General features: G+C 59.1%; 12 protein-coding genes. 6 read left to right on the forward strand and 6 right to left on the reverse strand.

All coding sequences use genetic code 11. The features are described from left to right. Position 1 precedes the first annotated feature (1 nt). The 4 genes from ACOQFT_RS15825 to ACOQFT_RS15840 all read right to left on the reverse strand — a co-directional run bounded on the left by ACOQFT_RS15825 (position 2) and on the right by ACOQFT_RS15840 (position 5,196). The gene (locus tag ACOQFT_RS15825; protein ID WP_421598853.1) at positions 2-931 is read right to left on the reverse strand and encodes an ABC transporter permease subunit; all 930 of its coding nucleotides are present in this window, start codon (positions 929-931) and stop codon (positions 2-4) included. 10 nt (positions 932-941) lie between these two features. Continuing rightward, positions 942-1,865, reverse strand: coding sequence for an oligopeptide ABC transporter permease OppB (gene oppB, locus ACOQFT_RS15830; protein ID WP_421598854.1), 924 nt, complete (start codon positions 1,863-1,865; stop codon positions 942-944). A gap of 66 nt (positions 1,866-1,931) precedes the next feature. After that, on the reverse strand, positions 1,932-3,560 hold the full coding sequence (locus tag ACOQFT_RS15835; protein WP_421598855.1) for a peptide ABC transporter substrate-binding protein: 1,629 nt from the start codon (positions 3,558-3,560) through the stop codon (positions 1,932-1,934). Positions 3,561-3,960: 400 nt separating this feature from the next. Continuing rightward, positions 3,961-5,196: a lytic murein transglycosylase gene (locus ACOQFT_RS15840; protein ID WP_421598856.1), complete on the reverse strand. Its 1,236-nt coding sequence runs from the start codon at positions 5,194-5,196 to the stop codon at positions 3,961-3,963. 173 nt (positions 5,197-5,369) lie between these two features. Here ACOQFT_RS15840 and ACOQFT_RS15845 point away from each other — a divergent pair, with 173 nt between their 5' ends. Genes ACOQFT_RS15845 through ACOQFT_RS15870 form a run of 6 tightly spaced genes read left to right on the forward strand, consistent with a single transcriptional unit; the run spans position 5,370 to position 11,887 of the window. Beyond that, on the forward strand, positions 5,370-6,332 hold the full coding sequence (locus ACOQFT_RS15845) for a cytochrome ubiquinol oxidase subunit II (RefSeq protein ID WP_421598857.1): 963 nt from the start codon (positions 5,370-5,372) through the stop codon (positions 6,330-6,332). Further along, positions 6,329-8,413: a cbb3-type cytochrome c oxidase subunit I gene (locus ACOQFT_RS15850; protein WP_421598858.1), complete on the forward strand. Its 2,085-nt coding sequence runs from the start codon at positions 6,329-6,331 to the stop codon at positions 8,411-8,413. Before ACOQFT_RS15845 ends, ACOQFT_RS15850 begins: the two co-directional genes overlap by 4 nt. Then, positions 8,410-9,042: a cytochrome c oxidase subunit 3 gene (locus ACOQFT_RS15855; protein ID WP_421598859.1), complete on the forward strand. Its 633-nt coding sequence runs from the start codon at positions 8,410-8,412 to the stop codon at positions 9,040-9,042. Before ACOQFT_RS15850 ends, ACOQFT_RS15855 begins: the two co-directional genes overlap by 4 nt. Continuing rightward, positions 9,035-9,361: a cytochrome C oxidase subunit IV family protein gene (locus ACOQFT_RS15860; RefSeq protein WP_170446781.1), complete on the forward strand. Its 327-nt coding sequence runs from the start codon at positions 9,035-9,037 to the stop codon at positions 9,359-9,361. The genes ACOQFT_RS15855 and ACOQFT_RS15860 overlap by 8 nt, the downstream gene beginning before the upstream one ends. 22 nt (positions 9,362-9,383) lie before the next feature. Further along, entirely contained in the window at positions 9,384-10,367 is a 984-nt protein-coding gene (locus ACOQFT_RS15865; protein WP_421598860.1) for an HlyD family secretion protein, read from the forward strand. After that, a complete protein-coding gene (locus tag ACOQFT_RS15870) occupies positions 10,364-11,887 on the forward strand; it encodes a DHA2 family efflux MFS transporter permease subunit (protein WP_421598862.1) in 1,524 nt (507 codons plus the stop codon). The genes ACOQFT_RS15865 and ACOQFT_RS15870 overlap by 4 nt, the downstream gene beginning before the upstream one ends. On the opposite strand, the gene crcB is transcribed toward ACOQFT_RS15870, so the two are convergent. Both crcB and ACOQFT_RS15880 read right to left on the reverse strand, forming a co-directional pair. Continuing rightward, the gene (crcB, locus tag ACOQFT_RS15875; RefSeq protein ID WP_421598863.1) at positions 11,884-12,246 is read right to left on the reverse strand and encodes a fluoride efflux transporter CrcB; all 363 of its coding nucleotides are present in this window, start codon (positions 12,244-12,246) and stop codon (positions 11,884-11,886) included. The two genes, ACOQFT_RS15870 and crcB, sit on opposite strands and share 4 nt — an antisense overlap. Continuing rightward, on the reverse strand, positions 12,243-12,650 hold the full coding sequence (locus ACOQFT_RS15880; RefSeq protein WP_421598864.1) for a fluoride efflux transporter FluC: 408 nt from the start codon (positions 12,648-12,650) through the stop codon (positions 12,243-12,245). The genes crcB and ACOQFT_RS15880 overlap by 4 nt, the downstream gene beginning before the upstream one ends. Positions 12,651-12,795 lie beyond the last annotated feature (145 nt).

Here is a 12,795-nt window from a genome sequence, read left to right on the forward strand (position 1 = left end):
ATCAGCGATCCTTCGGGTCCAGAGCGTCGCGTAAACCATCGCCGATGAAGAACATCGAGATGATGATGGCGACATAGATTGTCAGGGGGTACATCAACTGCCACAGCGTGCCATAAGCCATTGTTCCTGCACCTTCGGCAATCAGACGACCCAGAGACGTGTAGGGTTCCGAGATGCCAAGCCCAAGGAACGAGATGAAGCTTTCCATCAGGATCATTTCCGGCACCAGCAGCGAAGCATAGACGATCACCACACCCAGTAGGTTGGGCAAAATATGGCGATACATGATGGTGAATTCGCTGACACCGGCGGCGCGGGCAGCTTCGATGAACTCGCGGTTCTTCAAGGTCAGAGTCTGACCCCGAACGATCCGCGCCATGGTCAGCCAGCCGACCGCGCCAAGAGCGATGAACAACATGAAGAACGACCGCCCCGCGACGACGAGCAGCAGGATGACGACCAACGTGGCCGGGATCGCCAGCAGGATATCGACAAACCGCATCATGACGCTGTCGGTGCGCCCGCCAATATATCCGGCGGCAATACCATAGCAGGTGCCGACAATTAGCGCGGTTGCCGCCCCGATCAGCCCGACCAGCAGCGATGTCGTGGTGGCCTGAATGACGCGGCTGAAAAGATCGCGCCCCAGATCATCGACTCCGAAAAAGTGACCGGTTTCGATTGAGGGCATCCCCATTCCAGCCACGTCACCCATGACGTTCCAGTCAATTTCCTCGTTGCTCCAAACGGCGAAATACGGGCCGACTATGGTGAACAGCACGATCAGTCCCAGTATGAACACACTGGCCATCGCGGCCTTGTTGCGGACGAATCGCAACCGTGCGTCCTGCCACAGCGAGCGCCCCTGAATGACCGTGTAGTCGGTGACATCTTCGGCCAGCTGGGCGGCTTTTTGTGATTTTCCAAGCATTGCCAGCCCCTCAGTAGCGGATTTTCGGATCGAACCAGGCATAGGCCAGGTCGGTCAGCAGGTTCACGATAACGGTCAGTGCGCCGTACAGGATCGTGACCCCCAACAGCACTGCATAATCCCGCGACAGGGCCGAGCCGACATAGGCCTGACCCAGACCACCGGTCGAGAAATAGATGTCCACGAAAACCGATCCGGTCAGCACATAGACAAAGACCGGACCCAGATAGGACACAACCGGCAGCAACGTGGGTTTCAGCGCATGGCGCCAGATCACGGTTCTGGTCGGCAGACCCTTGGCGCGGGCGGTGCGGATGAAGTTCGAGTTCAGAACCTCAAGCATCGACGACCGCGTAATACGCGCGATCGACCCCATGTAGGAGGTCGCCAGCGCAATCACCGGCATGATCAGATATTGCCATTGACCACCGTTCCAACCACCACCAGGCAGCCATCCCAACCACAGCGTAAAGGTCAGAATCAGAATCGGGCCCATGATGAAGTTCGGCAGTGCCTGCGCAGCGATCCCGAGGCCGACGGCGAAATAGTCGATCCAGCTGTTGTGCTTGATTGCGGCGGCAATCCCCAGACCCACGCCGATGACGGTCGCAACAAGGAAGGACAGCGAGCCATAGGTCAGCGAGATCGGGAAGCCCTGCGCGATGATGTCATTCACATCCCGGTCCTTGAACTTGAAGGACGGGCCGAAGTCGAAATGCACCACGATGTTGTAGAGATAATCCCACAATTGCTTCCACAGCGGCTGATCCAGCCCGTAGCGGGCCTCGATATTGGCCAGAACCGCCGGCGGCAAAGGCCGCTCTGACGTGAAAGGCCCACCGGGCGCGAAGTGCATCAGAAAGAAACAGGCGACGATCAGCAACAGGATCGTCGGTATGGCGACCAGCAGTCGCCGCAGACTATAGGCAAGCATTTCATGCCCCCATGTATATTGGCCCTGCCCCGGTTGCATCCGGGACAGGGCGTGGTTCAAAGACGATTACTCGGCGCGTTTGTAGAGGTTCTTCGAGTACCAGTTCTGCTCAACATTGTTGACCGGCCAGTTTCCGACATCGGTGTCCATCATGTAAACGCCGGCATAGTGATAGATCGGGATCACCGGAGTTTCCTGCGCGATGATACGCTCGACCTCGGTGTATAGCGGAGCCGGATCATCAGACGTTTTGGCCTCAGCCAGCAGCTCATCAACGCGGGCGTTGTTGTATTTGCCGTCGTTGTAGCCGGAATCTGACTGCAGCAGGTCTAGGAAAGTGGAGGCTTCGTTGTAGTCGCCACACCATGCGCCTCGCGCCAGATCGAAGTTTTGGTTGCCGCGCTCTTCCAGGAACACTTTCCATTCCATGTTGGCCAGCTCGACATTCACGCCCAGCTTCTGTTTCCACATCTGGCTGAGGGCAACGGCGACTTTCTTGTGGTCCTCGTTGGTGTTGTAGACCATATCGAAACTCAGTGGGTTGTCTGGTCCATAGCCAGCACCAGCCAGAAGTTCTTTCGCGAGCTCATCGCGTTCAGCTTGAGTCATCGAAGCCATTTCTACTTCTGGCACAGTAAAGCCTGCCGTGGCTTCCGGAGCAAATGTATAGGCTTGGGGCTGTCCGCCAGCCATCACTTTTTCGGTGATAATTGCTCGATCAACTGCCAATGACAGTGCCTGGCGAACGTTGGGGTCTTTGAACGCTTCAGGGCCATCTTCCGTCAAATTGAAAGTATAATAGTAGTTGCAAAGACGCGGGAAGCTGATCGCCTCTTCCGGGTGTTCCTGCGTCAGGCGAGGGAACTGGCCAGCGGGGATTTCCGTACGGTCCAGCTCACCGGCATGATAGCGTGTCAGAGCAACGTTTTCATCATTGATGACCAGCGTCACGACTTTGTCCAGGATCGTGTTTTCGTTGTCCCAGTACATTTCGTTGCGTTCACGTACCGAGCGTTCCTGTGGCAGGTGTTCGGTCCAAACATACGCACCGTTCGAAACAATGTTTTCGGGTTTGGTCCAGGCGTCGCCGAATTCTTCAATCACTTTCTGCGGGGCAGGGAACGTGGTCGAGTGTGTGGTCATTTGAGGGAAGTACGGTAGAGGTGCGCTCAGCCGGACTTCCAGAGTGTGATCGTCGACAGCTTTGACGCCCAGATCGTCGATGGGTGCGTTGCCCGCAATGATCTCAGCAGCGTTTTCAATCGACATCAACTCCATGAACCATGCATAGGGTGAGGACAGTGCGGGATCGACGGCACGCTTCCAGGCATATACGAAATCGCCTGCTGTGACCGGATCTCCGTTCGACCATTTGGCGTTGTCGCGCAGCGTAAACGTGTAAACGTCTTTGGTGTCATTTGTTGTGAAGCCAGTAGCCACGCCAGGCACGAGGTTGCCGTCTTCGTCTTGGTTCATCAGGCCTTCAAACAGGTCGCGGACGATTTCTGCGCCATACGTGTCTTCGACAACCTGGGGGTCGACCGAGGAGTGTTCATCCCCCAGGCGATAGGTAAAGGTCTGGTCATCCGCCAGCGCTTCGCCGGTGTCAGGATGGGTCCCGGCGGCAAATGCGGCACCGGTGATCATGGTCGAGGTCAGCAACCCCGCCAGAGATGTCCGAATGTACTTGTTCATGTTTTTCTACTCCCATTTTTTGGCGGCACGGCGCCCGCATCAGTTCAGGATGGCTGCCGACCGCTATGTTGTCCGACCCAGAAAAGATCGCCGATGGTTCAAGGATTGCTCTGTCAGATCGCAATGAACACCGTGTCGCTGTCTTTTGGTTTGCAGTCGGGAACGTGTTTGCGAAAGTCGCCTTTCACTGCCGCCGAAGGTGGCACTATTTCAATAAAGGATAAAGCCTTTGCCTGAAAAAGAGGACGCTATAGGTGGATTGTGAATGAAACCCGGGGTGGTTCCGAAATATAATGTTGAAACTGCCGGGCTGCGTAACACTTTTGTGAAGGGTGCAATTTGCGCTGGCCCTTGGAGGCGGGTTTGGTCGCCCCAATGAGGTAAGGCGAAGGGCGAATCGCTAAGGTTTCAGGGCGGCTTTCATGCTGGCTTCGGGAAAGCAGGTCGGGGTGCGCCCCGTGGCCTGTTGCCAGCGCCCGATCGAGCGGCGAGTCTTGAACCCCGGCAACCCGTCCGCGCCGCCGACATCATGGCCCTGGCGCTCCAACGCTCTCTGCATGGCGGCCACATCAGACCGGTAGAGATTGCCGACCTTGCCCCAGCGGGCGCTGAAATCTCCGACGCCATATTCAATGCGGTCTCCGACATGGCCTACGAACAGGGCGTAGAGATCGCTTTTGTTGTAATCCTTCAGAACGTAGAAATTCGGCGTGACGATGAAGGCGGGGCCATTGCGCCCCGCGGGCATCATCAGGAAGCCTTCGCCCGGCAGTTCATGGTTCGGAAACGGTTTGCCCGACACGCGGGTTATGCCCATCGCGGCCCAGTCCCGAATGGGCTTGCCCTGATCCGGCCCTTCCATGGCGCAGGAAACCGAGGGCGGGATGGTCACTTCGAACCCCCAGTCGCGCCCGGCGATCCAGCCGTGTTGCGACAGGAAATTCCCGATGGATGCGATTGTATCCTCGGGCGACGCCCAGATATCGGACCGCCCGTCACCATTGCCATCCGCCGCATAGGTCAGAAAATTCGAGGGCATGAATTGCGGTTGGCCCAATGCCCCGGCCCAGCTGCTTTTCAAAGTGCGGGACGGGGCGTGCCCGGCCTCGGCAATTTGCAATGCGGCGATCAGTTCTTCGGTGAAATATCCGGCGCGGGTGCTCATGAAGCCCTTTGTGCCCAGCACCTGAAACGCGTTATGGCGGATGGGGACCTGACCATATCCGCTCTCGCGACCCCAGATGGCAAGGATGATGCGGCCGGGCACGCCGGTTTGCGCTTCGACCTGAGCCAAAGTCGCCGCGTGGCGGCGCGCCATCTGCCGCCCGGTGGCCGTAGCCCCCTGAACCGAGCCCGCGTTGAAATAGCGCCCAGGCGACCCGAACTCTGCCTGTTTCTGCTGTTTGGGTGTCTGCGGTGCTTGGCCCGGCGGTATCAGGTCCGGCAGCTTCCAGTTCAGCGTCACCCCGTCAAAAGCCCGTTTCATCGTCTTGCGTGAGACGCCTTTGGCCTTGGCCTGTGGCCAAACCGTGTCTTGCAGCCACGCCTTGAATTGCCGTTCGACCGCCGCGCGGTCCTGCGCGTATGCACCTGTTGACAGGCACCAGAGACTGAGAGCGATTAATATCCGACGCATCACCGAAATGTCTCGCCCGCCCGTGATGTTAAGTCAACAGCGGCGCCTGCGTATGTTGAGGCCCGGTTGATGGGGCGGTGCCTGTTACAATTGGTGGTTTTAGAAAAAACCTTGAGAAATTTCCTGACTCTGCCGATAGTTGGCCGAAACGAAGGATAAGAGGACAACCAGGCGTGGCTTTGCTCAGACCTTCATATCTGTCACGTGCATTACCGGTTGCAGTCACGCTTGTGGCGGCTTCGGCACAGATGGCATGGGCGAGCGGCAGTTTCATGGACCCGCAGGGGCCGATTGCCGCGATCCAGAAAACGCATATGTTGCGCGCAACCGTTCTGATCATGGTGGCGGTGCTGCCGGTGTTGGTTCTGGTGCCGTTGATCGCGCTGCGATATCGGCGGCGCAAAGGCGGCTCGGCTGCTTATCGGCCGAAATGGGATTTTTCCGCCAAACTGGAATTCGTTATGTGGGGCGTGCCGGTGGTGATTGTGGCGCTGTTGTCCTTCTACCTGTGGAAAGCGACGCATCGGCTTGACCCTTATTCGGCAGCTTTCGGCGAGACCCCGGCGCTGAACGTGCAGGTTGTCGGTCTCGATTGGAAATGGCTGTTCATTTACCCCGACCTCGGTATCGCCACTGTCGGCGAGTTGGGCATTCCGGTCAAACAGCAGGTTGCAATGACGCTGACCACGGACACGGTCATGCAGTCGTTCATGATCCCGGCATTGGCCGGGCAGATTTACGCCATGCCGGGAATGACGACAAAACTGCATCTGGTGGCGGACGCGCCCGAAACGATGCAGGGCGAAAACACGCAGTACAATGGCCGTGGTTTCACCAAGCAGAAGTTCCTGACCCAGGCCATGCAGCCTGAGGACTTCAACGCCTGGGTTGAAAGTGTCCGCGCCCATGGCATCCCGCTGACCGAAGACACCTATCGCACGCTCGCGATGCGTACGGATCGGGATGAAGTACAGGCGGCTTTGGGTACTGCCCTTATGCCGCTCAACGCGTTGTATTTCACGCTGGAGGAGGGTGATCTGTTCCAGTCCATTTTGCACCGTTACCATGGCGGGAAACCTCTGCCGGTGGATCAACAACCGGGGACGGTTGAGTTCGGACAGGAGGCCGCGCAATGACCGATACCGGGTTCTTTGGCCGCCTGAGCTGGGACGCGTTTCCGATTGCCGGTCTGATCCAGACACCTAACACCAACGAAATCGTGGCGAACGCGGCCGCAGGCATCGTGGTGGTGGGTGTCATCGTCGTGGTCGGATTGCTCACGTGGTTCCGCCTGTGGGGGCCGCTGTGGCGCGACTGGCTAACCAGCGCCGATCACAAGAAGATCGGCATCATGTATATCGTGTTTGCCATCGTCATGCTGGCGCGGGGCGTGCTCGAGGGCGTGGTCATGCGCGCGCAGCAGGCGGCAGGGCCGGGCGATGGTTTCCTAGAGGCCGAACATTTCGCCGAGCTGTTCAGCACCCATGGCACCATCATGGTGTTCTTTGTGGCTGTGCCCTTTGTCTTTGGCGTCGCGAACTATCTGGTGCCGCTGATGATCGGCGCGCGGGATGTGGCCTTTCCGGTGATGAACCAGATCAGCCTCGGGCTCACCGTCTCGGCCGGCATGATGCTGATGGTGTCGCTGGTGGTGGGCAATTTCTCGACCGGAGGCTGGACGGCATACCCGCCCTATACCGGTGCAGCGTTCAATCCCGGGGTGGGGCCGGACTACTGGATCTGGGCCATCGTTGTCTCGGGCATCGGCACGACGCTGACCGGCATCAACTTTGCCGTCACCATCTACAAGCTGCGGGCACCGGGGATGAAGTTCATGCGGCTGCCGATGTATTGCTGGACGATTATCAGCAGCTCGATCCTGATCATCTTTGCCATGCCGCCGCTTGGCGTTGCCGCGCTGATGCTGGCGGCGGACCGATATCTGGATTTCCACTTCTTCACCAACGACCTTGGCGGCAACATGATGAATTATGCCAACCTGTTCTGGCTGTTCGGCCACCCCGAGGTCTACCTGCTGGTGCTGCCTGCCTATGGCATCTATTCCGAGGTGTTCGCCACCTTCTCGGCCAAGCGGTTGTACGGCTACAACTCGCTGGTCATTGCCACCATGTGCATCGCTGTTCTGTCCTTTACTGTCTGGCTGCACCATTTCTTCACCATGGGTCAAAGCGCGCTGATCAATGCGGTGTTTGGCATTGCGACGATGCTGATCGCCGTCCCGACCGGTGTGAAGGTCTATGATTGGATGGCCACCCTGTATCGCGGGCGCATCCGGTTTTCGGTTCCGATGCTGTACGGGTTGGCCTTCCTGATGCTGTTTGTCATCGGCGGGTTGTCGGGCGTGATCCTTGCCAATCCGACGGTCGACTATCAGGTGCACAATACGCTGTTCCTGGTGGCGCATTTCCACAATGCGCTGCTACCGGGCGTGCTGTTCGGCCTGCTGGCGGCCTATAACTACTGGTTCCCCAAGGCCTTCGGGTTTCGCCTGAACGAGTTTTGGGGCCGTGTATCGGTTGTGTGCTGGACGGTCGGGTTCCTGCTGACCTTCATGCCGCTCTATTTCGTGGGCCTGATGGGGATGCCGCGCCGGTCCTTCAGCTATAGCGACGCCTCTTTCCATCCCTACATGATCGTCGCGATTGTCGGTGCTCTGATCATCACCTGCGGATTGCTGTCCATCCTCGTCCAGCTCTGGGTCAGCATCCGGGACCGTGAGAAAACCCGCGCCCCTGTTGGCGACCCATGGGATGGTCGCACGTTGGAATGGTCGATCCCGTCGCCGCCACCGCCCTACAACTTTGCCATCATCCCGCAGGTGACCGATCGGGACAATTTCGCCGTCGCCAAAGAGCGGGGCGAGGCCTACCCCAGCCCCGACGCCTATGAGGACATCACGATGCCGCGCAATACCGCGATCGGGTTTACCCTATGTGTGCTCAGCGGTGTCTGGATGTTCGCGCTGGTCTGGTGGATCTGGTGGCTGGCGGCCTTGATGACGGTTCTGATGCTTGCGGCCCTTATCGTCTGGACCTTCAACATCGACTTTGAAGAGGTCATCCCCGCCGAAGAAGTGCGCAAGCAGCACGAAGCCTGGCTTGATCTGGTGCGCAACGCCAAAGCTGTCGACCGCGACCATGAAACGGCTCCGGAAAATCGCGGCCTTGCCCGTCCCGATCTGGAGGCTGCGACATGAAGCGCGCGCCCACCCATAGCTATCCCGGTCTGAACCTTGGGCGGCGCCACGAAAGCGCCCACCGGGCCACCGAGGTCGTCACCTTCGGTTTCTGGGTCTTTCTGATGAGCGATCTGGTCTATTTCGGCCTGATGTTCGCGATCTACATCACCATGATCGACGCACAGGCGGGGGGGCCGGGGCCGCATGAGCTGTTCGAACTTCATAGCATCTTTGCCCAAACGCTGATCTTGCTGACCAGCAGTTTGACCGTGGGTCTGGCGATGCTGGCGCTGAAATATAACCTGCCCCGATGGCGGATCGTATTCTGGTTTTGTGTGACACTGGTGCTTGGCCTCAGTTTTCTGGTGCTGGAGATCCGCGACTTCCTGGCCATGGCTGAAAAGGGTGGCATCCCCCAGCGCAGTGGGTTCCTGTCCGCATTTTATGGTTTGGTTCCGCTGCACGGGCTGCATGTCGCGGCGGGGTGTTTGTGGCTGATCGTGCTGGGCATCCAGTTGCGGGTGTTTGGCCTGACCGACTTGTTGATGTCGCGCGTGGTGCGGCTGGCGTTGTTCTGGCACTTCCTGGATCTGATCTGGATCGGCATCATCACCATCGTTTATTTCGGAGGGCTGACCTATGGATAAGCGCAGCGAGATGCACCGGCGCGAACGTCGGCGGTATGTCATCGGCTATGGCGGCTCGCTTTTGCTGACGGCGGCGGTGTTCCTCATCGCCTACAAATACGGCATCGAAACCAAGGGGGTTTACCTTTCGATCGCATTGCTGGGGCTGGCGCAACTGATCGTGCAACTGGTCTATTTCCTGCATATCGACCGCCGTCGCAGCAGCCGCGAAGACCTCGATCTGATCCTGTTTTCGACGCTGGTGCTGCTGATCATCATACTCGGGACCGTCTGGATCATGGGAAACCTGGCGGTGCGGATGCACACCTATCCGATGTAGTGACCTGCGAGAGGCCCGAAGCATGAAGTCCTTCAAAATCGCCGCCGTCGCAGCCATGCTGATCGCCATCGCCGCCGGGCTGTTTCTGTATTGGCGGCACGAGGAACGGTATCCCTCGACCAAAGACGCCTATGTCGGCGCCAACATCATTAACGTGGCGGCGCAGGTGACCGGGCAGGTCGCCGAGGTTCCGATCACCGACAACCAACCGATCAAGGCGGGTGATCTGCTGTTCACGATCGACGCTACGCAATTCAAGGCCTCTGTGGATCAGGCACAGGCCGATCTGGACAGCTCGCTTCAACAGGCGCAATCCTATTCCAATCAGATCACCGCAGCTGAGGCTGCGGTCCGATCATCTCAATCGGCCTACAACACCGCCAAGAACAATTTTGAACGGTCCAAAGCGCTGTTTGCGGACGGCGATGTGGCGCAGGTCTCGCTGGATCAGGCGACAACGGCGTTTGCCGAGGCCTCGGCCCGCCTGACCACCAGCCAGTCCGAACTGTTGGCGCTGAAAAGCGGGCTTGCCGCGAAGCAGGACGAAGTCTTGGCCGCACGCGCACAGCTTGAGATTGCACAGGCCGATCTGAACTGGACCAAGGTCTACGCCACTGCGGATGGCTGGGTCGCCAACCTGTCCCTGCGTCCCGGATCGGCGGTTTCAGCCAACGCACCACAGTTTTCCATCGTCGAAGCTTCGGAGTGGTGGGTAGATGCGAATTTCAAGGAAACCGCCCTGCCGCGTATTCGGCCCGGACAGCCGGTCACGGTGAAGGTTGATATGCTGCCGGGGGTGACGCTGACCGGCAAAGTGGCCTCGATCGGGCGTGGGTCCGGGGATACGTTTTCGCTGTTGCCGTCTGAAAACGCCAGCGGCAATTGGGTCAAGGTGACCCGCCGGTTCCCGGTGCGTGTGGAGCTTGATCCGACCAATGTGCCGCTGCGCGTGGGCGGCAGCAGCAAAGTGACCGTGGACACTACAGCGGATCAGTCCGGGAAATGACCGATCCGGCGGCCAGCCGCGTCAATCCGGTGATTGTTGTCGCCGTTGTGCTCAGCGCCATTCTCGAGGTGCTGGACAGCACCATCGTCAACGTCGCGCTGCCCCATATTCAGGCGGCGTTCGGGGCCACGACCGATCAGGCGACGTGGATTCTGACCAGCTATATCGTCTCGGCGGTTGTCGTCATGCCCCTGACCGGCTTTGTTGCCCGCCGGGTCGGGCGTCGGCGGCTGATCCTGACGGCCATCACCGGTTTCACCACGATGTCGGTCATGTGCGGCCTGTCCTGGAGCCTTGAGACCATTGTCATCTTTCGTCTTGCTCAGGGCATGTTCGGTGCGTTCCTGATCCCGCTGTCCCAATCCATCCTGTTCGATGCCTTCCCCCGCGAAAAACGTGGACAGGCGATGGCGGTATTTGGACTGGGCGTCGTGGTGGCCCCAGTTCTGGGGCCGACGGTTGGGGCACTGTTGACCGAGTATTTCTCGTGGCGGATGGTGTTTTTCGTCAACCTCCCGGTGGCCGCGATGGCGCTGCTGCTGCTGGCTGGCGAGCTGCCAGAGGATGAAACCGAAGAGGTGCGGATCGATTGGGCAGGCCTTGCCCTGCTGGCAATTGGCATCGGGTGTCTGCAATTCATTCTTGACCAGGGTGAGACCAAGGACTGGTTGTCGTCTCGCGTGATACAGGTGGCGTTGATCGCGTCGGTTCTGGGAGCATTGGGGTTCATCGTTCATGCGCTGACAACCAAGAGATCGGTAGTGGACCTGCGGTTTTTCGCGGATCGAAATTTTGCCCTGTGCAATCTGGTCATCGCGGGTTTTGCCATCTCGCTGTTTGGCGGCATCGCGATCCTGCCGACCTTTGTGCAGAACCTGCTGGACTATCCCGTTATCGCCTCGGGGCACCTGTTCATTCCGCGTGGCATCACCGCCGGGCTATCGATGGTTGTGACCGGAGCGGTGCTGGTGTCGCGGTTCGATCCGCGTCTTCTGGCCGGGGTGGGGATGCTGTTGACGGCCATAAGCAACTTCATGATGGGCGCTCTGAACATGAATGCCGGGTTCTGGGAACTGGCCTGGCCGGGGGCTGTAAGCGGGTTGGGCATGGGGCTGGTTTTTGTTCCGATGTCGATTCTGGCCTTTGAGAGTATCTCCAAATCCCGGCAGGACGAAGCTTCGGGCCTGTTCAATGTGACCCGGCAATTGGGGTCATCGGTGGGGATTTCGCTGGTGGGCACATGGGTCGTGCGTGGGTTGCAGACAAATACGGCGGTGCTGAGTCAGAACGTGACGCCGTACAATCCGGCGGCGCAGGCCTATCTGCAACCGCTCGGCCTGACACCCGAAAGTGCCGAAGGGGCTGCCATTCTGGGGCAGGTGATCAGCCAGCAGGCCGAGTTGATTTCCTATCTGACGGTGTTCAACAACCTCGGCCTGCTGGCCCTGGCGACGATACCGCTGCTGCTGTTCTGCAAAGCACCGAAACCTGGTGCTCAAGCAACCGTTGCCGCGCATTAGCGTGTCAGCACCAACCCCAACCAAAGGGCAAACCAACAAAGGGCGAGGCTGAGCAAGATGTTCCCCGCTGCCAGCGCGATTGTCCGTTCCCGCCGCAGTTCCAGCGATTGATACGCAAAGCTGGAAAACGTGGTGAAGCCGCCGCAGAAGCCGAATACCAGCCGTCTTTCCTCCTCACCCAGATCGACCGGGCCGCCGAGGTATCCAACCCAAAGACCCAGAAGAAAGCTGCCCAGGATGTTTACGATCAGCGTTGCAAAGGGCAGGTCATGGTGGACCCGCAAAGCGATCCAGTGCCGCAGCACCGCGCCCAATCCGCCGCCCAGTCCGAACATCACGTGAAGATAGAGTGCACTCATCCCGCCGACCTCGGGCCGTGTAGCCGCCGCCCGATGGCCTCACCCAGAACGGCAGCGGCAAGGCCGACGGCAATTTCCAGTGCAGCGGCTGAAATCGCACTCATTAGGTGGGCTTCGGCCATTCGTTCCAGTTCGGCCACAAAAGAGGAAAAGGTCGAAAGCCCACCGCAGAACCCCACCGCCCCCAGATGCAGCACATGCGCGTGAACGCGGTTCCGAACCGCATAGAGCCAACCAAGCACGAAACAGGCCATGACATTGATCCCGAAGGTCGCCGTCAGCACCGGAGCACCGGGAATCTGGGTCGAAAACGCCTCGCGCAGCAGCGATCCCGCCGCGCCGCCCACAAATACGGCGGTGAACATGATGGCCGTGGTCCGGACGGCGGGTCGGGTTTGTGTCACGGCCGGTTGTCCTGCCCAAGTTTACCTTTGTTTCGGCATACCTACTGCCGAAGCCCGGATCAACTGTCGCCAAATTTCCCGGCAGGCTCACAATCTCGCCGGATCGCGTGAACCCGGGCGCAAACGCTTGCAATCAAATGCCGAT

The sequence above is a fragment of the Ruegeria sp. MALMAid1280 genome (assembly GCF_049195285.1).
Classification (GTDB): domain Bacteria; phylum Pseudomonadota; class Alphaproteobacteria; order Rhodobacterales; family Rhodobacteraceae; genus Ruegeria.

Bases quoted from the DNA above. Each gene is read 5' to 3' on its own strand.
- ACOQFT_RS15855 (WP_421598859.1), top strand. From the start codon at position 8,410: ATGAAGCGCGCGCCCACCCATAGCTATCCCGGTCTGAACCTTGGGCGG.
- ACOQFT_RS15835 (WP_421598855.1), bottom strand. From the start codon at position 3,560: ATGAACAAGTACATTCGGACATCTCTGGCGGGGTTGCTGACCTCGACC.
- ACOQFT_RS15850 (WP_421598858.1), top strand. From the start codon at position 6,329: ATGACCGATACCGGGTTCTTTGGCCGCCTGAGCTGGGACGCGTTTCCG.
- ACOQFT_RS15825 (WP_421598853.1), bottom strand. From the start codon at position 931: ATGCTTGGAAAATCACAAAAAGCCGCCCAGCTGGCCGAAGATGTCACC.
- ACOQFT_RS15860 (WP_170446781.1), top strand. From the start codon at position 9,035: ATGGATAAGCGCAGCGAGATGCACCGGCGCGAACGTCGGCGGTATGTC.
- crcB (WP_421598863.1), bottom strand. From the start codon at position 12,246: ATGAGTGCACTCTATCTTCACGTGATGTTCGGACTGGGCGGCGGATTG.
- ACOQFT_RS15870 (WP_421598862.1), top strand. From the start codon at position 10,364: ATGACCGATCCGGCGGCCAGCCGCGTCAATCCGGTGATTGTTGTCGCC.
- oppB (WP_421598854.1), bottom strand. From the start codon at position 1,865: ATGCTTGCCTATAGTCTGCGGCGACTGCTGGTCGCCATACCGACGATC.
- ACOQFT_RS15865 (WP_421598860.1), top strand. From the start codon at position 9,384: ATGAAGTCCTTCAAAATCGCCGCCGTCGCAGCCATGCTGATCGCCATC.
- ACOQFT_RS15840 (WP_421598856.1), bottom strand. From the start codon at position 5,196: ATGCGTCGGATATTAATCGCTCTCAGTCTCTGGTGCCTGTCAACAGGT.